Annotated in this window: 17 protein-coding genes and 1 pseudogene; 9 read left to right on the top strand and 9 right to left on the bottom strand. The window is 60.6% G+C overall.

Translation table 11 applies throughout. The features are described from left to right. Positions 1–112: 112 nt before the first annotated feature. Positions 113–1,174 (top strand): AraC family transcriptional regulator, encoded by a 1,062-nt coding sequence (locus BLV61_RS08700; protein WP_090464243.1) that lies wholly within the window; start codon positions 113–115, stop codon positions 1,172–1,174. On the opposite strand, the gene BLV61_RS08695 is transcribed toward BLV61_RS08700, so the two are convergent. Continuing rightward, positions 1,131–2,585: a TrkH family potassium uptake protein gene (locus tag BLV61_RS08695; protein ID WP_047532091.1), complete on the bottom strand. Its 1,455-nt coding sequence runs from the start codon at positions 2,583–2,585 to the stop codon at positions 1,131–1,133. The genes BLV61_RS08700 and BLV61_RS08695 overlap by 44 nt on opposite strands. A gap of 121 nt (positions 2,586–2,706) precedes the next feature. Here BLV61_RS08695 and BLV61_RS08690 point away from each other — a divergent pair, with 121 nt between their 5' ends. Next, positions 2,707–3,273: an NAD(P)H nitroreductase gene (locus BLV61_RS08690; RefSeq protein WP_090464240.1), complete on the top strand. Its 567-nt coding sequence runs from the start codon at positions 2,707–2,709 to the stop codon at positions 3,271–3,273. A 21-nt stretch (positions 3,274–3,294) separates the two neighbouring features. Here the strand turns inward: BLV61_RS08690 and BLV61_RS08685 are convergent, their stop codons facing one another. The 6 genes from BLV61_RS08685 to BLV61_RS08660 all read right to left on the bottom strand — a co-directional run bounded on the left by BLV61_RS08685 (position 3,295) and on the right by BLV61_RS08660 (position 7,610). Next, on the bottom strand, positions 3,295–4,638 hold the full coding sequence (locus BLV61_RS08685) for a sensor histidine kinase (RefSeq protein ID WP_090464237.1): 1,344 nt from the start codon (positions 4,636–4,638) through the stop codon (positions 3,295–3,297). Positions 4,639–4,819: 181 nt separating this feature from the next. Continuing rightward, positions 4,820–5,269 (bottom strand): Spy/CpxP family protein refolding chaperone, encoded by a 450-nt coding sequence (locus tag BLV61_RS08680; protein ID WP_047532087.1) that lies wholly within the window; start codon positions 5,267–5,269, stop codon positions 4,820–4,822. Positions 5,270–5,503: 234 nt separating this feature from the next. Beyond that, positions 5,504–6,181 (bottom strand): response regulator transcription factor, encoded by a 678-nt coding sequence (locus BLV61_RS08675; protein WP_027922300.1) that lies wholly within the window; start codon positions 6,179–6,181, stop codon positions 5,504–5,506. 7 nt (positions 6,182–6,188) lie between these two features. After that, complete coding sequence (locus tag BLV61_RS08670) at positions 6,189–6,602, bottom strand: SH3 domain-containing protein (protein WP_090464234.1); 414 nt, start codon at positions 6,600–6,602, stop codon at positions 6,189–6,191. Between the two features lie 110 nt (positions 6,603–6,712). Beyond that, complete coding sequence (locus tag BLV61_RS08665) at positions 6,713–7,012, bottom strand: YciI family protein (RefSeq protein WP_047532085.1); 300 nt, start codon at positions 7,010–7,012, stop codon at positions 6,713–6,715. 1 nt (position 7,013) lies between these two features. Continuing rightward, a complete protein-coding gene (locus BLV61_RS08660; protein ID WP_047532083.1) occupies positions 7,014–7,610 on the bottom strand; it encodes a septation protein A in 597 nt (198 codons plus the stop codon). 87 nt (positions 7,611–7,697) lie between these two features. On the opposite strand from BLV61_RS08660, the gene BLV61_RS08655 reads away from it, so the two are divergent. The 7 genes and pseudogenes from BLV61_RS08655 to BLV61_RS31595 form a co-directional block, all read left to right on the top strand. Further along, complete coding sequence (locus BLV61_RS08655) at positions 7,698–8,561, top strand: PHP domain-containing protein (protein WP_047532081.1); 864 nt, start codon at positions 7,698–7,700, stop codon at positions 8,559–8,561. A gap of 13 nt (positions 8,562–8,574) precedes the next feature. Continuing rightward, a complete protein-coding gene (locus BLV61_RS08650; RefSeq protein WP_047538990.1) occupies positions 8,575–9,204 on the top strand; it encodes an L-threonylcarbamoyladenylate synthase in 630 nt (209 codons plus the stop codon). A gap of 60 nt (positions 9,205–9,264) precedes the next feature. Then, positions 9,265–10,023: a segregation and condensation protein A gene (locus tag BLV61_RS08645; protein WP_174552501.1), complete on the top strand. Its 759-nt coding sequence runs from the start codon at positions 9,265–9,267 to the stop codon at positions 10,021–10,023. Positions 10,024–10,034: 11 nt separating this feature from the next. Continuing rightward, on the top strand, positions 10,035–11,024 hold the full coding sequence (scpB, locus tag BLV61_RS08640) for an SMC-Scp complex subunit ScpB (RefSeq protein ID WP_090464231.1): 990 nt from the start codon (positions 10,035–10,037) through the stop codon (positions 11,022–11,024). 314 nt (positions 11,025–11,338) lie between these two features. Beyond that, entirely contained in the window at positions 11,339–12,568 is a 1,230-nt protein-coding gene (gene rluB / locus BLV61_RS08635; protein ID WP_047532076.1) for a 23S rRNA pseudouridine(2605) synthase RluB, read from the top strand. An 883-nt stretch (positions 12,569–13,451) separates the two neighbouring features. Further along, positions 13,452–14,867, top strand: a complete 1,416-nt coding sequence (locus BLV61_RS08630) for an amino acid permease (protein WP_047532075.1) — start codon at positions 13,452–13,454, stop codon at positions 14,865–14,867. Positions 14,868–15,185: 318 nt separating this feature from the next. Continuing rightward, a pseudogene (locus BLV61_RS31595) lies at positions 15,186–15,630 on the top strand (FAD-binding protein); the annotation flags it as partial. Between the two features lie 96 nt (positions 15,631–15,726). Here BLV61_RS31595 and BLV61_RS08620 read toward each other — a convergent pair. Together BLV61_RS08620 and BLV61_RS08615 are read right to left on the bottom strand one after the other, a co-directional pair. Beyond that, positions 15,727–18,474 carry an O-linked N-acetylglucosamine transferase family protein gene (locus BLV61_RS08620; RefSeq protein WP_167361788.1) on the bottom strand — a complete coding sequence of 916 codons (2,748 nt, stop codon included), beginning with the start codon at positions 18,472–18,474 and terminating at the stop codon, positions 15,727–15,729. 299 nt (positions 18,475–18,773) lie between these two features. Continuing rightward, a complete protein-coding gene (locus BLV61_RS08615; protein ID WP_279627451.1) occupies positions 18,774–21,800 on the bottom strand; it encodes a beta strand repeat-containing protein in 3,027 nt (1,008 codons plus the stop codon). Positions 21,801–21,836: the final 36 nt, after the last annotated feature.

Genomic DNA, 21,836 nt, shown 5'->3' with positions numbered 1-21,836 from the left:
AGCCTATTTGAGTCTAGAGTGATCAATGGCATCGGCCAGTGACAATAGGCGCCACTTTAGTATCCTTCGGAAATTGGCCGTGACAGTGCGGCTCATCATGTAAGAACCCGACATGAGCGAACGAACGACTTCTGCAAGCTGGGCGATGGGGATTGTCAAAGCACTGGAAATGGACGGCCTGGATTGCCGGGTTCTGTTCAAACAGCTGGGGCTTGACTACGCGGCATTGGATGATCCGGATGCGCGCTTCCCGCAGGACTCCATGACACGACTCTGGCAACGCGCGGTTGAGCTGTCCGGCAACCCGGCGATTGGCCTGAACATGGGCAAGGTGGTACGCCCCGCGCAGTTCCATGTGACCGGCTACGCCTTGATGTCCAGCCAGACCCTGGCCGAAGGTTTCAAGCGACTGGTGCGTTACCAGCGGATTATTGCTGAAAGCGCGGACCTGAGTTTCCGCCTGCTGGATGAGGGGTATGCGCTGATTCTGACGGTTCACGGCGATCATTTGCCGCCCACCCGTCAAAGCGCCGAAGCCTCACTGGCCTGCGCCCTGGCGCTGTGCGGCTGGCTGACCGGTCGCACGCTGCACCCGCGCAAGGTGCTGGTCCAGGGCGATCAACCGGCCAATCTCGAACCTTATAAACAGGCTTTCCATGCGCCGCTGGTGTTCAACGCACCTTACGATGCGCTGATTTTCGAGCGTTCGGACATGGAAGCGCCATTGCCGACGGCCAACGAGGCCATGGCGTTGCTGCATGACCGCTTTGCCGGCGAATACCTGGCACGGTTTTCCGAGGGGCGCGTGACCCACAAGGCGCGGCAGGTGCTATGCCGTTTGCTGCCACAGGGCGAACCCAAGCGCGACACCGTGGCGCAAACGCTGCACCTGTCGCAACGTACGTTGCAGCGACGCTTGCAGGAAGAGGGCACGAGTTTTCAAACATTGCTCGACGACACCCGGCGCGAATTGGCCGAGCAGTATCTGGCGCAACCGACCATGACCCTGCTGGAAATTGCCTACCTGCTGGGGTTCGCCGATCCGAGCAACTTCTTCCGCGCCTTCCGGCGCTGGTTCGATGCCACGCCCGGCGAATACCGGGCGCGATTGATGGAAGCGCCACCGACGGTCAGTGACGCCAGAACGCTGGAATGCACAGAACAAATACCGTAATGATCTCCAGTCGGCCCAAGAGCATGCCGAACGAGAGAATCCACTTGGCGGCGTCGGGCAGCGAGGCGAAGTTGCCGGCCGGGCCGATGGTTTCACCCAGGCCGGGGCCGACACCGGACACGGTGCTGGCGGCGCCGGTGAGCGCGGTCATCCAGTCTACCCCGAGCAGCGACAGCAACAGCGCGATCACGCAGATGGTGATGGCGAAGAAAAACGAAAAGGTCAGAATCGAACGCACGATCTCTTCATCGAGCCGGTGACCGTTGTACTTCTGCTTGATCACCGCGCGCGGATGAATCAACTGATTAAGGTTGGCCTTGAGCAGAATGTAGGCCACCTGGAAGCGGAAAATCTTGATCCCGCCAGCCGTCGAGCCGGAACAACCGCCGACAAAGCCCAGATAGAAGAACAGCATCAGCGAGAAATTGCCCCAGAGGCTGTAGTCCCCCAGTGCGAAACCGGTGGTCGTCACCACCGACGTCACGTTCAGCGCCACATGCCGCAGCGCTTCCAGCCAATGCAGCTTGGTGGTCCACCAGTACCAGGTGCCGAGCACCAGCCAGGTCACCACCAACATGCCGAGCAAGCCTTGAACCTGTTGATCCTTGATCAGCGCCCGGCGGTTGCCGCGCAGGGTCGCCACGTACAGGGTAAAAGGCAGGCTGCCGAGAATCATGATGACGATCGCCACCCAGTGCACCGCCGGTTGTGTCCATTTGGCCAGGGACTGGTCGGAGGTGGAGAAACCACCGGTGGAAATTGCCGACATCGCATGGTTGATCGCATCGAACAGGCTCATCCCGGCCCACCAGAACGCCAGGCTGCCGACAATGGTAATGCCGACGTAGGCCGCTACGATCAACCGCGCCACCATGTGCGAGCGGGGCATGACTTTTTCGGAACGGTCCGACGACTCGGTCTGAAACAGCCGCATGCCACCGATGCGCAGCAGTGGCAGAATCGCCACCGCCATGCCGATAAAGCCGATGCCGCCGATCCAGTGCAACAGCGAGCGCCACATCAGAATGCCGGGGGACATGGTGTCCAGGCCACTGAGTACCGTCGAGCCGGTGGCGGTGATGCCGGACATGCTTTCAAAAAACGAATCGGTGTAGCTGATGCGCTGGGTCAACAGAAACGGCAGTGCGGCGAAGATGCACACCACCAGCCAGCTGCTGACGGTCAGCAGGTACATGTCCCGTGGGCGCAGGTGAATGTGCTCGGGTCGTCCCGGAATGACCAGCGCCAGGCCGGCGACAAAGGTGATCATGCTGGCCCAGAGGAACGACGGCAGGTCATGGGTACGGTCGAAGATCACCAGCGTGGCCATGGGCACGACCATGGCGATGGCCAGGGTTATCAGGAAGATGCCGATAATGAAACCAATGATCCGTAAGGTCGGCAACGCCATGAGGTCCGCTCGGCTGAATGTGGGAAGGGCGCCATTCTACCTGCGGTGCAGGGCATGTAAACCGGCACTCCGGCGGTAGATACCGCTAGAATAGCCGCACCAATTTTTCAGGAGGTGGCCGATGCAGGCTCTCGACGTATTGCTCAACCGTGTTTCCGTCCCACGCCTGGTCGAGCCGGCTCCCACGCCAGAGCAGCGCGAGGCGCTGTTTGCCGCCGCCATGCGTGCACCCGATCACGGTCACTTGCAGCCGTGGCGTTTCTTGACTGTCGAAGGTGCTGCGCGCGAGCAAATGGGCGAGTTGCTGGCCGAAGCCGCGAAGCTGCAGGATGGCGAAGCCAGCGAGGCGGCCATCGACAAGGCGCGCAACGGTCCGCTGCGGGCGCCACTGGTGGTCGTGGTGATTGCGCGCTTGCAGGATCACGTCAAATATCCCAAGTCCGAGCAACGACTGGCGGCTGGCTGCGCGGCCCACGGGATTTTGCTGGCGGCCTATGCGCAGGGCATTGGCGCGGTGTGGCGTACGGGTGATCTGGCCTATTCGCCGCATGTGGCCAAGGGGTTGGGATTGGCCGAAGGCGAGGAGGTGATTGCGTTTCTGTACCTTGGCACGCCGCTGAAAGAACCGCGCGTTGCGGAGAAAGTTGATGTGGCCGAGTTCGTCAGCGCCTGGCCCGGTAAAGCCTGACGACCTCGATCATAAGTGGGTTCAGGGTTGGACCACTGCGCCTGGGACGAGTGGCAGTTCCAGACTGGCAATAAACCCGCCTTCCGGGTGATTGGCCAGCACCAGGCTGCCGCCATGTCTCTCCGCTGCCCGCCGTGCAATGGCCAATCCCAAACCGTGGCCTGCCGCAGTCTGCCCCGGCGCGCGGTAGAAGGGTTCACCGAGTTGATTCAAGTGTTCGGCGTCAACGCCTGGCCCATGATCGCGCACGCTCACCACGATCCGATCTCCCTGACGCAATGCCAGCATTTCGATCGGTTGCCCGTTCACCGGATTGAAGCGCTGGGCATTGCGCAGCAGGTTGTCCACGGCGCGTTCGATCATGGTCGGCCAGCCTTTCAGGTTCAGTTGCGCCTCAGCCTCCAGCGTTACACTTTGTTCCGGTGAAGCCATTTGTGCATCCCGTTGCAGCGTTGCGAGCAAGGCGTTGAGATCGACCTCCTCAGCGCTGGCGTTATCGGCATCGACCCGCGCCAGCACCAGAATTTCGCTGATCAGCGCTTCGAGTCGGTCGCATTCACGTGTCAGGCGCGGCCAGAGCTTTTGCCGTTCTTCCGGTGACGCCCGTTCGGCCAAGGCCAGGGCAATGCGCAGCCGGGCGAGGGGAGAGCGCAGTTCGTGGGACACATCGCGCAGCAACTGCCGCTGGCTGCCGATCAGGCTTTGCAGGCGTGCCCCCATGCGGTTGAAATCAGTGGCCAGTACGCCAAACTCATCGCGGCGGTTGGCCAGTTTGACCAGGCTGTTTTGTTGGTAAGTGGTTTGCCCCAGGTCATGCACCGCGCCGCGCAAACGGCTGAGCGGACGGGTAATGGAAAGGGTCACGAACAAGCTGAACAGGGTCAGCACCACCAGGGCGATCCCCAGTGCACTCAGCGGCCAGAGCAGGCTTTCGCGGTGCCAGGCATCCAGTTCCGGGTGTGGAATGCGATAGATCAGCAGGTAGGTGTCGCCGGTTTTTTCGCTGGTGTATTCCGCCGTCAGACGACGCCATGGCAGGCGCCGGTCATCATTGTTCTGGCGTGCTTCGAAGGCCGCCGCGCGACGTGGGAAGGTGCCGCGCACCACCGGGTCGCCGCTTTCGTTGAGCACCTGAACATCGATGTGATATTGGCGTTTGCGTTGTTCGAGAATGTCCTGGGCGGCGTCCTCGCCCTGGGTCTCATAGGTTTGAGTCCACTCCTCGGCCAGGGTGTTGAGGCCGGGATGACGACTGAGAATCCACGCGTCCTGATTGAGCATGTGCCCCAGCAGAATGGAGAGCCCGGCAACCAAAGCGATCGCCAGCCAGAAGCTGGCCAGAATACGCCAGAACAATGAGCGCACAGAAAATCCTCAAACAATCACGGAATCACCTGTAGGAGCGAGCCTGCTCGCGAAGAACGAATAGACAACACGTGCTACCTGTTGCCGCGCGTTATCGTTGCCGTCCATCGCGAGCAGGCTCGCTCCTACAGTAAAAGCAGCAGACCCAATGGGGTGAGCCATTGGGTCCGGGGTTAACGCATTATTGCGCTTTTTGCGGTTGTTGCGCTTTCCAGGCCTTGAATTCGGCCCATTCGGCGCGGCGCTCAGCCTGTTGCTTCTGGATCTCGTCGAATTTCTTCTGTTGATCCGGTTTCAGCAGCGCGCGGACGTCGGCTTCGGCTTTCTTGTGGTTGGCGGCCATTTCGTCCTTCATGGCTTTCTGGTCGGCTGGCGAGAGTTTTTCCAGGTACTTGTCTACCAGTTGCTTACGCTCGTGCATTTGCTCGCCCATGATCTTGCGGATCTGATCGCGCTGTTCGCGGCTCAGGTCCAGTTGGCTGTACGGGCCTTTGCCGTGCATGCCGTGCATCTGACCGCCGTGGCGCGAACCGTCCATTGGCCCACCCATCGGGCCTGTGCCTTCAGGCATGGCCATGGCAACGGTCGGCAGGGCGGCGGCGAACATCAGAGCGATAAGAGTCTTGCGCATGGTGAATCTCCTTGTCTCATTCCCGGTACGTTCCGGATGAGTACAGATTACGGAGATCAAGGTCAGCGGCGGTCAGTGGAGCGTAAAGCTTGGGTAAAGATGGTTTTGCGCCGACCTGACATAACGTCATTTGGGGCGCCGGGCTGCGAAGCGGCCCCAACAGCGGGATTGCTGCGCAGTCAACGGGCGCAAGCTCCCTCGCCACAGGTTGCAGTTGGCCAGCTCTTTCTCGGTTTACAGGCTGTAGTAGTAACCACGGCTGCGCAGCGCGACGATGCGCGGACGGCCATCGGGGTGCGGGCCGATCTTCTTGCGAAGGTTGCTGACGTGCATGTCCAGGCTGCGGTCGTACAGCGTCAGTTTGCGACCGAGGGCGATTTGCGCCAATTCCTGTTTGTCCAGTGGCTCGCCGGGTTGCTTGAGCAAGGCTTCCAGCAAGCGGCTTTCGGAGACGGTGAGGGTAAATTCCTGTTCGTCGATGCTGACTACGCCGCGCACCGGGCTGAAACACAGATCGCCCAGTTCCAGCTGGCTGGAAACGGCCGCCGGGTGGCTGCGGCGTAGCACCGCTCGCAGGCGGGCGGTCAGTTCCCGCGGGTCGCAGGGTTTGGCGAGGTAATCGTCGGCACCCAGTTCCAGGCCTAGGATGCGGTCCAAAGGTTCACCGCGGGCCGATAGCATCAGCACCGGCAAGTCGGGGTGATCGCTGCGCAGTTGCTTGAGCAGTTCCAGGCCGCTGCCATCCGGCAACATCACATCCAGCACGACGGCTGCCGGAGACGTTTCGGCCAGTGCACGACGGGCGCTCTGGCCATCGTGACAGGCTCGGACTTGAAAGCCTTCCTGGCTCAGCCAACTGCTCAGGAGCTCGCACAACTCCTGGTCATCATCAATAAGTAACAGCTCGCTCATGACTCACTCAATTTAGCCATTGTCGACGTTTTCGACTTGCACCACTGGCGAAGATACCGCAGAGCAGGGCCAATAGCGCAACTCCGGCGCCGATGACGAACCATTGTTGCTGATCGGTCAGCAAGCGCGGCAGCGGGCTGCTGGCCTGGGCCTCCTTGAGCTGCAGCTTCAAGCGCTGGTTCTCCTGACGCAATCGGGCCAGCACGGGGCTTTCGCGCTCGCCATCGGCATTTTGCAGTTGTTTGCTCAGTTCTTCCCGTTGCCGCTCGCTTTCCTTAAGACGCTGTTGCAACTCGGTGATCTGGCTGCCAGCGCTCAGTGACAGCGGCGTCGAACTACCGCCGCTGGCGCTTTCTTCACCGTGGGCGGGGGCCACGATCGACAACGTGACCAACATCAGACACAACGGACCCTTGCGCATCACGACTCCTGATTCCAATACGAGTATTGGGAAGTTGTCGGCAGGCAAACGAGAATAATGAGCGATTGAGAGCGCGATGAACCGAGAAGGTTCATCGCGAGGGGGACGAATTACGGCAGGACTTGCTTGAACGGCTTGACCGAAACGTTGGCGTAGACGCCTGCGGCGATATACGGATCGGCGTCGGCCCAGGCCTGGGCAGCGCTCAGGGAGTCGAATTCGGCGACGATCAGACTGCCGGTGAAACCCGCCGCGCCCGGATCATTGCTGTCGACCGCCGGATGCGGGCCGGCCAATACGATGCGACCTTCGCCCTTGAGCGCTTGCAGACGCTCAAGGTGCGCTGGCCGGGCGGCCAGGCGAGCTTCCAGGGAGTTGGCGACGTCTGTGGCAATGATTGCGTAAAGCATGTCAGTCCTCGGTTTTTGGCGTGGTGGTATCGGCATCGTGCAGGTGGCGGGACAGGTAGATACCTTGACCAACCAGGAACAGCAAGGTCATTCCCAGGCTGCCGAAGACCTTGAAGTCGACCCAGTAGCTCTGGAAGGTGAACGCGACAAAGAGATTGGCGGCACCGCAAAACAGGAAGAACACGATCCAGGCGATGTTCAGGCGGGTCCAGACGGCATCAGGCAGGGTCAGCGCGTGGCCCATGATGCGTTTGATCAGCAACTGCTCACCGACGAAATGGCTGCCAATGAACGCAAGGGCGAACAGCCAGTTGACCACCGGGGCCTTCCATTTCAGGAAGGTCTCGCTGTGGAACGCCAAGGTCAGGCTGCCGAAGACCAGGCAGGCGATCAGGGTCAGCCACTGGCTCTTCTCCAGCTTGCGCTGTTTGATGAACAGCGTGCCGTAGACCACCAGGGAACTGATGATGAGCATCGCGGTGGCGCTGTAGATGCCGCCTACAGTGACCTCGTGGCCGGCAATGTCGACGACCCTTGGATCAATCTTGAAGACGATGAAAAACAGCAGGAGGGGGATGAAATCGATGAATTGTTTCACAGTGGCAGCCAGAAGCAGGATGTGGCGGCATAATAACAAACATATGGGCGCGCGATAGCGCCAGCTGATTTGAGGTTACAAAGCCCCGTGAATGTTGATTTGCACTGCCATAGCACGGCCTCCGATGGCGCCCTGGCGCCTGCGGTTCTGGTTGCGCGTGCGTTCGAGAAAGGCGTGCGAGTCCTGGCCTTGACCGATCACGATACCCTCGAGGGCCTCGACGAGGCCCGCAACGCAGCGAACGCGCTGGGGATGCAACTGATCAACGGTGTCGAATTGTCCTGTACCTGGGGCGGTGCGACCATTCATGTATTGGGCTACGGTTTCGACGTCAATGCCGCGCCGTTGGTCGAGGCAATCGCCAAATTGCATGACGGTCGCTGGTTGCGATCCGAAGAAATCAGCCGAAAACTGGCGCTCAAAGGCATGCCGGGCGCGCTGGAAGGCGCACGGGAGATCCAGCAGGAATTGGGTGACAGCGGCAACGCGCCGGCCCGCCCGCACTTTGCCGACTGGATGGTGCGCGAAGGTTTCGTCAAGGATCGCGCCGAAGCGTTCCGCAAATGGCTGGGTGCCGGCAAGCTGGGCGACGTCAAGCTACATTGGCCGACCCTGGAAGATACCGTTGAAACGCTGCGCGCAGCCAAAGCCTGGGTCAGTCTGGCGCATCCCTGGCATTACGATTTCACTCGCAGTAAACGTCGCCGCCTGATTGCCGACTATATTCAAGCAGGGGGCCACGCGATTGAAGTGGTCAATGGCCATCAGCCCGCCGAGCAAGTGGGCAGCCTGGCCATTCTCGCCCGGGAGTTTGGTCTGCTGGTCAGCGCCGGCAGTGATTTTCATGGCCCTGGAGGCTGGTCCGAGATCGGTGAGTACCGCCCGGTTCCGGAGGATCTGCCACCACTGTGGTGTCGATTCAAACATGACCCAATTATTGCCGCCGTCTGAACAGGTAGAGAATGTGAGTCAATTTTTCCAGATTCATCCGGAAAACCCGCAAGCGCGCCTGATCAAGCAGGCGGTCGAAATCATCCGCAACGGCGGGGTGGTGATTTATCCCACAGACTCGTCCTACGCCATTGGTTGCCAGATCGGCGACAAGAATGCCGTGGAGCGCGTGCGCCGGTTGCGCGGGCTGGATGACAAGCACAATTTCGCGCTGATTTGCAGTGACCTTTCGCAATTGGGACTGTTCGCCAAGATCGACACGGGCCTTTTCCGCTTGCTCAAGGCCCATCTACCGGGCCCGTACACCTTCATTCTCAACGCCACCCGTGAAGTGCCGCGCCTGCTGTTGCACCCGAAAAAACGCACCATCGGCCTGCGGGTGCCGAGCCATCCGATTGCCTTGGCGCTGCTCGAAGAGCTCGGCGAGCCGCTGATGAGCGTGACTCTGATCCTGCCCGGCGAAACCGACCCGATGACCGATCCCTATGAAATGCGCCAGGTGCTTGAGCATCAGGTTGACCTGATCATCGACGGCGGTTTCGGCGGGGTTAAGGCGTCCACCGTGATCAACCTCGCTGACGGCGAGCCGGAAGTGATCCGCATCGGTTGCGGCGATCCCACGCCGTTCATGGCCGAGGCCTAGATGTCTGCAGTAGAACCCGTCGACAGTCAGGCCGGAGCCCAGCAAGAGCTGCCCTTCGCCATGGTCTATGGCCAGGCGGTCATGGAAATGCCGCTGGACCTGTACATCCCGCCGGATGCGCTCGAAGTCTTTCTCGAAGCCTTCGAAGGCCCCCTCGATCTGCTGCTGTACCTGATCCGTAAACAGAACATCAATATCCTCGACATCCCGGTGGCGGAAATCACCCGTCAGTACATGGGGTATGTCGAGTTGATGCAGTCGGTGCGCCTGGAGCTGGCTGCCGAGTACCTGGTGATGGCCGCGATGCTGGCCGAGATCAAGTCGCGGATGCTCCTGCCACGGGCCGAAACCGTCGAAGACGAGGAAGAAGACCCGCGCGCCGAGCTGATCCGCCGCTTGCAAGAGTACGAGCGCTTCAAGGCCGCTGCCGAAGGCATCGATGGTCTGAGTCGCGTCGGTCGCGATGTGCTGGTGCCCAAGCTCGACGCCCCGGAAGCCCGGGCGCGCAAGCTGCTGCCGGACGTGCGGCTGTCGGAACTGCTGCTGTCCATGGCCGAAGTGCTGCGTCGCGGCGACATGTTCGAAAGCCACCAGGTCAGCCGCGAGGCGCTGTCCACCCGCGAACGCATGAGCGATGTGCTGGAACGGCTCAAGGGCGGCGGGTTTGTGCCGTTCGTCGAGCTGTTCACCGCCGAGGAAGGACGTCTGGGGGTGGTGGTGACTTTTATGGCGATCCTCGAGCTGGTCAAGGAATCCTTGGTCGAGCTGGTGCAGAATGAGCCGTTCGCAGCGATCCACGTGCGAGCCCGAGCCGAATAACGAGTTGAATCATGAACCTGAGTGAACCCCGCGAGCTGGCACCTTTGCTCGAAGCCTTTCTGTTGGCCTCGGGAAAACCGCAATCCCTCGAGCGCCTGTTCGAACTCTTCGAAGAGGGCGAGCGGCCGGAGCCACCGGTTTTCAAGAAAGCGTTGACGATACTCGCCAAGTCCTGCGATGGCCGCGCCTTTGAGCTGAAGGAGGTCGCGTCCGGGTATCGCCTGCAAATCCGCGAAAAGTTTTCGCCGTGGGTCGGCCGCTTGTGGGAGGAGCGCCCGCAGCGCTATTCCCGCGCCATGCTCGAGACCATCGCCCTGATCGCCTACCGCCAGCCGATCACCCGTGGCGAGATCGAGGACGTGCGGGGTGTGGCGGTCAACAGTCAGATCGTCAAAACGCTGATGGAGCGCGAGTGGATTCGCATCGTCGGATACCGCGACGTGCCGGGCAAGCCGGCAATGTTCGCCACCACCAAGGCGTTTCTCGATCACTTCAACCTGAAAAACCTCGACGACCTGCCGCCGCTGGCCGAATTGCGCGAACTGGAGCCCGATCCGGTGCTCGATTTCGACGATGCGCCAGTGCCTGCCGGTCTGCAAGAACTGGCGGACGCCAGCGCCGAGCCGGAAGAGCCCAAGGAAGAAACCAGTTTCCATACGCTGTTGCTGGAATTGGACAGCATGGAGGAGGGGATCAAGACCGATTTCGATGATTTGTTGCGTGATGGCGAGGTTTCCGCGACTGATCCGGAGTCCGCTGACGTTCAGCCGGACACCGAAGCCGTGCAGATCGAGCCGGAGCCTGACCTGGAAGTCGAGCCCGAACCAGACATCGAGCCGGAACAGGACGACGACATTCTCGGTGTCGCCGAAGCCCGGGAAAAACTGCTGGCGGCGGTTGCTGCCCTGGAACAGCCGAAACCTGAGCTTAGCGATGAAGAGGCCGAAGCCTTGGCTTTAGCCGAAGCCATCGAAGCTGAACGCCGCGAATTCGAAGACTGATCTTGACCCTGTAACCACCCAATACCCCCTGTGGGAGTGGGCTTGCCCGCCATTGCGGTGAGTCAGACAGGAATAATGTCGTCTGACACGCCCTCATCGCGGGCAATCCCGTTCCCACAGGGGTTTTGGTCAATCATCACAAAATCACCGGTCGGCGGAAAAGCCAATAAGCTGTGGCGGATCAACTAGTCTCTGATGCGCAAACGCCCTGATGAGCGTATGATTCGCGACCCTTCGGCGATCCCTTCGCCCAAGTACACAGATTTGCAACGTTCCAGGCCACGCCTGGACAGATCACACCGGGAGGTGCCCAGATGAGTATCAACGACCAGCAAGACGACCAGCCAATCGGCCCAGCAGGCGAAAAACTGCAGAAAGTCCTCGCCCGTATCGGCGTCGGCTCGCGCCGTGACGTGGAAGCCTGGATCAGCCACGGCCGCATCAAGGTCAACGGCAAAGACGCCACCCTTGGCCAGCGCGTCGACATGCACGACGCCATCACCATCGATGGCAAGGTGATCAAGCGCGAAGAAGCCGCCGAGTCGGTACGCCGCGTGATCATGTACAACAAACCCGACGGCGAAATCTGCACCCGTGTCGATCCGGAAGGGCGTCCGACCGTGTTCGACAAGCTGCCGCGTCCGAAAGAAGGGCGCTGGATCAACATCGGTCGCCTGGACATCAACACCACGGGGTTGCTGATGTTCACCACCGACGGTGAGCTGGCCAACCGCCTGATGCACCCGTCCTACGAGATGGACCGCGAATACGCCGTGCGTGTACGCGGCGAAGTCGATGACGAGATGATCGAGCGCCTGAAAGCGGGTGTCGTGCTCGAAGACGGCCCGGCGCGTTTCACCGATATCCAGCAGGCTCCGGGTGGAGAAGGTTTCAACCACTGGTACCACTGCGTGGTGATGGAAGGTCGCAATCGCGAAGTCCGTCGTCTGTGGGAATCCCAAGGGTTGGTGGTCAGCCGTCTGAAGCGCGTGCGTTTTGGTCCGGTGTTCCTCAACTCCGACCTGCCGATGGGCCGCTGGCGCGAAATGAGCCAGTACGAAGTCGACATTCTTAGTGCCGAAGTCGGCTTGACCCCGGTGGCCATGCCGCAACTGAACGCCAAAAGCAAAGACAAGCTTGAGCGTATGCAGCGCAAGTCGTCGCGTCCAATGGCCAAGACCGAGCGCGTACGTACCCTGCGTCCGGCTGCTGGCGCGCCTGCCGCACCGCGTGAAAGCCGCGAGCCGCAGATCGAAGGTGAGCGTCCGGGGCGCAAGCCTGTTGCACGCCAGGATGGCGAGCGCGGTCCACGCACTCCGCGTCCGGCCAATGGCCGCACCGAGCGTGGTGAAGGTCGCGGTGCTCCAGCCGGTCGCGGTACGCCGGTCGCCGATCGCCCAGTCGACACCAAGCGTCCGGCCAAGCCGGCACCAAAGCGTCCGGGGATCAAGCTGGTCGAGGGTGACAAGCCTTCCGGCAAGCGTCGTGGCGCACCGGCCGGTTCGGGTCAGCGTCCGGGCTTTGGTCGTCGTAAGCCGGAGTGACGTAGTCACTGGCTGCAAGCTGTGAGCGACAAGTCAAAAAATGCCAACCCTCGGGTTGGCGTTTTTTTTTGCGCCTGGCTTCAGCGATGCATTGTTTTTGGAGGCCTCTTCGCTGGCAAGCCCGCTCCCCCAGGGTTAACGGGTGTACATCAATTTGGGCGGCGCCAGCGATCAATGTGGGAGCGGGCTGACCCGCGATGTCGTTAGCCGGGCCTGCGCGAGCTCCGGAATGGAAACCCGACGTTACGCCCTGTAACGATTTTTTGACGAATTCCGCCGATTACCCCCGTGCAATCCTCACTTCCCTGATGCTGTAAGAAAATTCTTCCACTTCGCGACCCTTTCAGTCTCGGCCGATGGCTCTAACCCGCTTGTCTCAACGCCTCATGCAGGGTGTCATGCGCGCCATGCCTGTCGTGCTGGTGCATAACAAAAAGGAGGCGCAATGAACGCCGCAATCCGTTTTCACCTCTCTGCGTGGGGCACTTTTTCTGCCGCCCCCGTCAATGACCCGCAAAGGTCTGAGCCCTTTTTTACAGCCGCCCGAGCCATTCGGAGTGGACACAGGCAATCCCGGCAACCGACACGCTGACTCAGCGGTGTCTGGCGGCAGGGGGTTAGCGGTGTACAATGCGCCGCGTTTTACCTGTGACCTCCTGCGCATCTGCGCAAACCTCGAGGCTATCCGCCTTGTTCACTCCGCCGCGTCACGAGCGTGTCGGGTTCGATTTCGTCACAGATAAAAACAAACAGGTGACGCATGACCGTTGTAAATACGCTGAACTCCTGGTGCTTGCGCTGGGGTTTGATCGGTGCCGCTTAACGCCTTTCCTGAGCAGCAACGTCTACTGAACATCATCAAACCTTGCGTGAGACCCTTTTCATGAGTGGACAAAACTCGCATTCAGGCGAGCTGAAACGCGGCCTGAAAAATCGCCACATTCAACTGATTGCCCTCGGTGGCGCGATTGGTACCGGTTTGTTCCTCGGCTCGGCCGGGGTACTGAAATCCGCCGGCCCGTCGATGATCCTCGGCTATGCCATTTGCGGCTTCATTGCCTTCATGATCATGCGCCAACTGGGCGAAATGATCGTTGAAGAGCCGGTGGCCGGTTCCTTCAGTCACTTCGCACACAAGTACTGGGGCGGTTTCGCCGGCTTCCTGTCGGGCTGGAACTGCTGGATCCTGTACATTCTGGTGGGCATGTCGGAGCTGACCGCCGTCGGCAAATACATTCACTACTGGGCGCCGCACATCCCGAGCTGGGTCACGGCTGCTGGCTTCTTCGTGCTGATCAACCTGATCAACCTGGCCAACGTCAAAGTCTTTGGCGAGGCCGAGTTCTGGTTCGCGATCATCAAGGTCGTGGCGATCGTCGGCATGATTGGCCTGGGCAGCTACCTGCTGGTCAGCGGTCACGGCGGCCCGCAAGCCTCGGTGAGCAACCTGTGGTCCCACGGCGGCTTCTTCCCGAATGGCGTCAGCGGTCTGGTGATGGCCATGGCGATCATCATGTTCTCCTTCGGTGGCCTGGAAATGCTCGGCTTCACCGCAGCCGAAGCCGACAAGCCGAAAACCGTGATCCCCAAAGCCATCAACCAGGTGATCTACCGCATTCTGATTTTCTACATCGGTGCGCTGGTTATCCTGCTGTCGCTGACCCCGTGGGACAGCCTGCTGCAGACCCTGAACGCATCCGGCGACTCCTACAGCGGCAGTCCTTTCGTCCAGGTGTTCTCGATGCTGGGTAGCAACACCGCCGCGCACATCCTCAACTTCGTGGTTCTGACGGCGGCGTTGTCGGTGTACAACAGCGGCACCTACTGCAATAGCCGCATGTTGCTGGGCATGGCCGAGCAGGGCGACGCGCCGAAAGCGCTGGCGAAGATCGACAAGCGCGGTGTGCCGGTGCGTTCGATCCTGGCCTCGGCTGCCGTGACGCTGATCGCGGTGCTGCTGAACTACCTGATCCCGCAAAACGCGCTGGAACTGCTGATGTCACTGGTGGTGGCTACCCTGGTGATCAACTGGGCGATGATCAGCTTCTCGCACTTCAAGTTCCGCCAGCACATGAACAAGACCCGCCAGACACCGCTGTTCAAGGCCCTGTGGTACCCGTACGGGAACTACATCTGCCTGGCGTTCGTGGCGTTCATCCTCGGCGTGATGCTGTTGATTCCGGGGATCCAGATCTCGGTGTATGCGATTCCGGTCTGGATCGTGTTCATGTGGGTCTGCTACGGCATCAAGAACAAGCGCAGTGCGCGACAGGCGCTGCAGGCTGCCAGCGCGAAGTAAGCGTGGAACGCAGAAACAACAAACCCGGCCATGTGCCGGGTTTTTTGTTCTTGATGTTCTGATTTCACGATTGCGCTGAAGTCTGGTTCCTACAAAGTCGAGTATCGTTTACTACAGTCATTTCGGAACTTTTAATAAACCTGACCCGCACCTTCAAACTGATGCAGGAGCTTAACCGTGAAGTGTATGAATACCTGGAAAACATCAGTGGTGTGCTAGTAATCGGCTTCAAAGAGTTCGGTAATGGCATGGATCGGGTGTTGAGACAAACCCTGGGCAGTCTGGACGCCGAGCTCGATAAAGCAGTCAAGAGCCTCGCTGGCGGGCACCAACGCTGCTCAGCGTGGCCAAGAACGGTGAATTCGAGTTCTGGTTCGCCATCCTCATGGTCACGGCAATTCTTGGCTTCATCGGCCTGGGCTTCGCCGCGCTGATGGGCTGGCTGCCAAACCGTGAAGTCATCGGCCCCAACACCCTGATGGCCTAATACGGTGGCTTCGCGTCCAAGGGCTGGTCGGCCGTGGTCGGCGCCTTCATCATCATGATGTTCAGCTTCATCGGCACCGAGGCGGTGACCTGTGGCATCACCTTCACGCTCGGCGGCTTGAAGACTAACAGCCTGGCCCAGGTGCTGAACGAGGAGGTTCGGCCTATTGCCTGGTTGTACGCCGCGGGCGAATTGGCGGGCAACGTCTATTACGTCAAATACGCCGGTGGCGCCGGGCTTACATCGGGGTCGATCATGGGCCGCATTGTGGGGGCCGAGCCGCTGCCCTGGCCAGCCATACCCCTTCGTGAAGGTGCATCGCCGAATAGCCGAGGCGCTACGCCTCGGCTTCACCCTTCTCGCCTGGGGCTATTATCGGCGTACCGCATAAAGTTCCATTTGGGCTTTGTACCGGTTTGGAATTGCGAAATCGACAACGGTGAAACCGCTGTCTTTCAAGAGCGCAATGAGTCGGTCGCGACTGAAGTTATGGAAATGCTCGATTTCCAGCCAGTAAGGGTTTGCATTTTCCGCATCCATGATTTTCCAGCTCGAAGAGGTCAAGTCAGGCAGGCTGATAACGATCACTCCGCCAGGGCGAAGCACTTGCGCTGCTTTTCGCAAGGCCTCGAGGGGGTAAGGCATGTGCTCAAGAACATCCATCATGGACAGGACATCGAGCACGACCTCGACTTGCAGTGTCATGAAATCATGTTGCAGTGCCTTGAAGCCCAGGTTCTGGATCTGGTTGACAGTTTCGGCGCGAGCATCCAGGCCCAATGCCGAAAACCCATAGTCTCCGGCCGTCATTACCAGCGCACCGTCGCCGCAACCCACGTCCAGCCAGACTGGCCGGTTGGCCGGACTCACGACTGCCTGGAAACCACCCAGCAGCCCTGCGACCTTATCCACGACAGGCGACCAGATGGCGCGCTTGGAGTCATGGTAACCAGAGGATTGAGCGAGCTGACTGGCGTTCGCGTTGCGGAACACTTCGGCCAGGCCTGCTTCCGTCCAATAGTGACGGTTATGCACATGTCCGCACGAAGGGCATTGCATCCACTCGATGGTCGGCGGCAAAGGCTCATGCCAAAGAGGATGAACCGTGCAATTGGCGTACCCTAACGTCGTGCTCGCGCCTTCGCACAGAGGGCAGGCCGGGTAGGGTTCCTGTAGCGGGAGTGCGCAGGTGTCCAGCGCTGGCTCAACGACGGGTTTGGGCTCGACTGGCCCGCCGTCCGGCACGTCGATATGTTCACCCTTCACGCCGATGCGATGCTGTCGGGTCATCAATTCGATGGCTGTTTCGAAATTGCGGGTAAAGCGCAGCGTATCGAACAGCGGTGTGGTCAAGCGATTGGCAGCGACCTTGTCACGCAGGGCCATCCGATAGTCAGCATCGGTACCGATGCGTTTACCGATACGCACCATGTCGTCATGGTCGGCACCCACCAGCTCCGGCAGCTCGATCGCGTTGAGCAGGCTTTCGCTGACGCGCGAGCAGAAGTGCTTCCCTCGGCTAGTGATCACGGGAACGCTGGCCCAGAGCGCATCCGATGTGGTGGTGTGCCCATTGCATACCAGCGTATCGAGGACGGCGTCCGCCAGTTGCAAGCGGGCCAGGTGATCCTGGGGCATGGCAAAAGGTGCGAAGATCAACCGTTGCGGATCGATGCCTGCGAGCTGTGCGTGATGGGTGAGGTTGGCGATGGCCGCGTCGCATTGGCCCAGCAACCAGAGCACACTGTCCGGCACTTCTGCCAGCACACGCAGCCAGACAGAAAAGCTGGTGCGGTCGATCTTGTACGACTGGTTGAAAGCGCCGAATACCACCTTATCGTCCGGGAGCCCGTTTGCCGCGCGAGTGGTCGGTGCGGCCGCGGCACCACGTTTACGGTCGTTGCACTGGTAGGAGTGCGGTAGGCGACAGAACGCCTCGGAGTAGTGCGGCGTGCTGCTGTCCGGCGTCACGAACCGGTCCGAAACGATGTAGTCGATATCGGTGTTCGCGGCACTGCCGGGATAGCCCAGGTACGCGACTTGAAGCGATGCAGGTCGGTAAGCCAGGATCCCTGGGCGGCTACCACCGGTGTAAAGTTTCAGATCGAACAGGATGTCCAGCTGATCGGCTGCGATCCGCTCGGCGGCCTGTTGGTCGCTCATGGCGTCAATAGCGACGTGATGCTCAACAGCATTGATGAAGCGTTGCCGGTATTCGGAAACATCGAAAGCGCTGTAGTCGTATGCAAATACTTCGAAGCGTTCACGGTCATGGGATTCGAGTAGGCCGGCCATCAAGTGCATGGTTGCATGGTTGCGGAAATCACAGGAGACGTAGCCGACACGAATGCGTTTGCCTGGGCGTGACGTTGCAACAGGTGTCGCGATGGGGGCGACCGCCGGCACCATGCGTTTGACATAGGTTTGCGTGACCCCGAGATTGCGTGCCTCGTCCGGGCACCACGTTAGGTGGGTCAGAGGGTACTCCTGCGGTAAATCGAACGCCGCCTGGTCGTACCAGTTGCCGATTTTCTGCTGCAGTGCTTCGATCCAGTCCCAATCACAGGTAAAGCGAGCCGGTACCAGGGCTGCGCCGATCACCGCTGGGTCTTCAGGCGCCAGCTGGAGAATCTTCTTGAAGGCGTTCGACGACTCTTCATAGCAGTCGTTGCTTTGTAGAAGCAATGCCGCATGGGTCAGCAGTCTGGGGTTGAGGCTGACCGTCAGCTGGAGGCGCGCGAATTCGATGCCCTCATGCTGGCGATTGGCGTTGAAACAGGTGGTTATCAGCGCGTCGAGCACCTCATCGTTGTCAGGTGCCTCCGCATGGGCCTTGAGCAGGCACTGCAACGCGTCGTCGGTAGTGCGCATGGCTGCCAGCAGTATGCCGGCCGCGAGCCAGTTGCGCGCGCCGGCGCCTTTTTCGGCCGCCAGCTTGAAAGCCTCCACTGCTTCGGCGAAGCGTCCGGAAAGGCGCAAGGCCTCGGCCCTTAGCCCGAGCAGGGCGGGGTTTTCCGGTAGCTGCTCCAGCAGTTGGCCAAGTTCGGTCAGTGCCTCGGTAGCATGGCCGCTATTGATCTGAGCGAGTAGCGCCTCAAGGCGCCCTTCCTGAATTGTCATAGAGGTAATTTTTTCAAAAAAATGATCGCAAGATCGCGACGGAGACATCCAGCGATGTCCGGTATTGAAAAAAAATAGGCAGGCCAAAGGTGTGCCTCAGAGGGCCTGACAGCGGCCCATCCTAAATGGGCACATCGGGATCCGTCCATAACCATGGGATGAAAGCAGGAACAGGGCAGGTGAATGCCCCATCCCTGCGTTTGCACAGCGCTCGATGCACCGTCGGTTGACCCTGGCGCACATCATTGGGTAATGCGTACCAGGGCCAGCGATGGTTCATGAGTGATCAGGTCGCGTCATTACACGTTCAGATACGGAATCTGAGTTGTAGAGAGTTGACCCAGTTGGGCGGACGTCATCGAACCGACCTGGGTTTTGCTCAGTGCGTTGACCTGAGAGGTCGACAGCACAGCGATCTGCGACGTGGTCAGTGCACTCACCTGGGCGGTGGTCAGGGCGGCGATGTCCTTGGTGATGATCGCGGCAACCTGAGAGGTGCTCAGAGCGGCCAGTACGGTAGTCGCAATGCCCGAGATCTGAGTTGTTGTCAGCAAGCCGATCTGGCCGGTCGACAAGTTGGTACCCAGCGCGCTGACCTGCGCATACTTCAGGGCGCCTACCTGGCTGGTGGTCAGACTGGTGACCTGGGAGAGCGTCATCGCGGCCGCCTGGGTGGTCGTCAGTGCTGCAATATCAGCCGTTTCCATTGCCTTGATCTGAGTGGTGCTCAGGGAAGTCAGGGCCGTGGTCGAGATCCCCGCTACCTGTGCAGTCGTCAGTGCGGCGATGTCCTTGGTTGAGATCGCCTGGAGCTGAGTGGTGGTCAGGCCATTGATCAAGGTGGTGGTGAGGTTCGCTGTCTGAGTGGTGGTCAGCGCGCCGATCTGGTTAGACGTAAAGTTCGAAACCAGAGAGTTGATCTGGGAGTACTTCATGGCCGCCACCTGGCCGGTGGTCAGGCTGCCGACTTGACCTGTGGTCAATGCCGACAGCTGAGCGGTCACCAGCGAGCTGATGTCCTTGGTCTCGATCGCTTGCAGCTGTGCCGTGGACAGGCTTGCGGCGTTCAGACCGGTGACCTGGGTGGTGGACAGTGCCGCGATCTGGCCCGTGGTGAGGTTGGCTTGCAGCGTACCCACCTGGGTGGTCGACAGTACAGAAATCTGGGTAGTCGACAGCGCAGCGACGGAGGCTGTGCCCAGGCTGCCCAGTTGGGCCGTCGACAGGGCGGCGATGTCCTTGGTCGAAATCGCTGCCAGTTGAGCGGTGCTCAGGGCGGCCATCGTCGTGGTGGAGACACCCGCCACCTGCGTCGTGGTCAGTGCGCTGATCTGGCCGGTGCTGAGCTTGGCGCCGAGGCTACCAACCTGGGTGCTGCTCAATGCGGCGAGCTGGGCGGTTGCCAGGGTGCCGACCTGAGTGGTCGTCAGGGCGCCCAATTGAGTGGTCGACATTGCGGCAATGTCTTTGGTCTCGATGGCCTTCAGCTGGGCTGTTGTCAGGTTACCCAGAACAGTGGTCGACAGGCCCGCTGCCTGGGCAGTCGACAGGGCGGCGATGTCTTTGGTCGAGATTGCCTGGAGTTGAGCGGTGCCCAGCGAGCCTATGACAGTGGTCGACAGCCCGGCGGCCTGCGTTGTGGTCAGTGCGCCGATCTGGGTGGTCGACATGCTGGCTGCTAGCGCGCCGACTTGCGCGGTGGTCATCGCCGTGATCTGGGCGGTCGTCAGGGAGGCCAGGTTGGTTGTCGATACGGCGCCCAGTTGGGCCGTCGACAGGGTGGCGATGTCCTTGGTCGAAATCGCTGCCAGTTGAGCGGTGCTCAGGGCGGCCATCGTCGTGGTGGAGACGCCCGCCACCTGCGTCGTGGTCAGTGCGCTGATCTGGCCGGTGCTGAGCTTGGCGCCGAGGCTACCAACCTGGGTGCTGCTCAATGCGGCGAGCTGGGCGGTTGCCAGGGTGCCGATCTGAGTGGTCGTCAGGGCGCCCAATTGAGTGGTCGACATTGCGGCAATGTCTTTGGTCTCGATGGCCTTCAGCTGGGCTGTTGTCAGGTTACCCAGAACAGTGGTCGACAGGCCCGCTGCCTGGGCAGTCGACAGGGCAGCGATGTCTTTGGTCGAGATTGCCTGGAGTTGAGCGGTGCCCAGCGAGCCTATGACAGTGGTCGACAGCCCGGCGGCCTGCGTTGTGGTCAGTGCGCCGATCTGGGTGGTCGACATGCTGGCTGCTAGCGCGCCGACTTGCGCGGTGGTCATCGCCGTGATCTGGGCGGTCGTCAGGGAGGCCAGGTTGGTTGTCGATACGGCGCCCAGTTGGGCCGTCGACAGGGCGGCGATGTCCTTGGTCGAAATCGCTGCCAGTTGAGCGGTGCTCAGGGCGGCCATCGTCGTGGTGGAGACGCCCGCCACCTGCGTCGTGGTCAGTGCGCTGATCTGGCCGGTGCTGAGCTTGGCGCCGAGGCTACCAACCTGGGTGCTGCTCAATGCGGCGAGCTGGGCGGTTGCCAGTGTGCCGACCTGAGTGGTCGTCAGGGCGCCCAATTGAGTGGTCGACATTGCGGCAATGTCTTTGGTCTCGATGGCCTTCAGCTGGGCTGTTGTCAGGTTACCCAGAACAGTGGTCGACAGGCCCGCTGCCTGGGCAGTCGACAGGGCAGCGATGTCTTTGGTCGAGATTGCCTGGAGTTGAGCGGTGCCCAGCGAGCCTATGACAGTGGTCGACAGCCCGGCGGTCTGCGCTGTGGTCAGTGCGCCGATCTGGGTGGTCGACATGCTGGCTGCTAGCGCGCCGACTTGCGCGGTGCTCATCGCCGTGATCTGGGCGGTCGTCAGGGAGGCCAGGTTGGTTGTCGATACGGCGCCCAGTTGGGCCGTCGACAGGGCGGCGATGTCCTTGGTCGAAATCGCTGCCAGTTGAGCGGAGCTCAGGGCGGCCATCGTCGTGGTGGAGACGCCCGCCACCTGCGTCGTCGACAGCACGTTAATCTGGGCGGTTGACATGTTGCCGGCCAGAGCACCCACCTGAGAGGTGGTCATGGCTGCGATCTGGGCGGTGGAGAACGCCGTTACTTGAGTGGAGCTGAGGGCTGCAACCTGAGAAGAGGCGAGCGACGCGACATCATCCGCGCCCAGTGCCTTTAGCTGGGAAGCATTGAAGGCGGCGATCGCGGCAGTGCTCAGCGAGACAACGTCCGAAGTCGACAGTGCTGCGATCTGGGCGGTAGACAGAACCCCGGCCTGGGTAGTGCTCAGGGCTGCTATATCAGAAGTTGCAAGCGCCGCTATTTGTTTCGTAGATAGAGCGGCTATCTGAGCCGTTGACATTGACGTGACGATTGAGGTCATGGATTAACGTTCCTG

Origin of the sequence: Pseudomonas mohnii, from assembly GCF_900105115.1 — a bacterium.
Classification (GTDB): domain Bacteria; phylum Pseudomonadota; class Gammaproteobacteria; order Pseudomonadales; family Pseudomonadaceae; genus Aquipseudomonas; species Aquipseudomonas mohnii.
This window is presented reverse-complemented; position numbering and strand designations above follow the sequence as displayed.

Bases quoted from the DNA above. Each gene is read 5' to 3' on its own strand.
- BLV61_RS08700 (WP_090464243.1), top strand. From the start codon at position 113: ATGAGCGAACGAACGACTTCTGCAAGCTGGGCGATGGGGATTGTCAAA.
- BLV61_RS08695 (WP_047532091.1), bottom strand. From the start codon at position 2,585: ATGGCGTTGCCGACCTTACGGATCATTGGTTTCATTATCGGCATCTTC.
- BLV61_RS08690 (WP_090464240.1), top strand. From the start codon at position 2,707: ATGCAGGCTCTCGACGTATTGCTCAACCGTGTTTCCGTCCCACGCCTG.
- BLV61_RS08680 (WP_047532087.1), bottom strand. From the start codon at position 5,269: ATGCGCAAGACTCTTATCGCTCTGATGTTCGCCGCCGCCCTGCCGACC.
- BLV61_RS08675 (WP_027922300.1), bottom strand. From the start codon at position 6,181: ATGAGCGAGCTGTTACTTATTGATGATGACCAGGAGTTGTGCGAGCTC.
- BLV61_RS08670 (WP_090464234.1), bottom strand. From the start codon at position 6,602: ATGCGCAAGGGTCCGTTGTGTCTGATGTTGGTCACGTTGTCGATCGTG.
- BLV61_RS08665 (WP_047532085.1), bottom strand. From the start codon at position 7,012: ATGCTTTACGCAATCATTGCCACAGACGTCGCCAACTCCCTGGAAGCT.
- BLV61_RS08645 (WP_174552501.1), top strand. From the start codon at position 9,265: ATGGTCTATGGCCAGGCGGTCATGGAAATGCCGCTGGACCTGTACATC.
- scpB (WP_090464231.1), top strand. From the start codon at position 10,035: ATGAACCTGAGTGAACCCCGCGAGCTGGCACCTTTGCTCGAAGCCTTT.
- rluB (WP_047532076.1), top strand. From the start codon at position 11,339: ATGAGTATCAACGACCAGCAAGACGACCAGCCAATCGGCCCAGCAGGC.
- BLV61_RS08630 (WP_047532075.1), top strand. From the start codon at position 13,452: ATGAGTGGACAAAACTCGCATTCAGGCGAGCTGAAACGCGGCCTGAAA.
- BLV61_RS08620 (WP_167361788.1), bottom strand. From the start codon at position 18,474: ATGACAATTCAGGAAGGGCGCCTTGAGGCGCTACTCGCTCAGATCAAT.
- BLV61_RS08615 (WP_279627451.1), bottom strand. From the start codon at position 21,800: ATGTCAACGGCTCAGATAGCCGCTCTATCTACGAAACAAATAGCGGCG.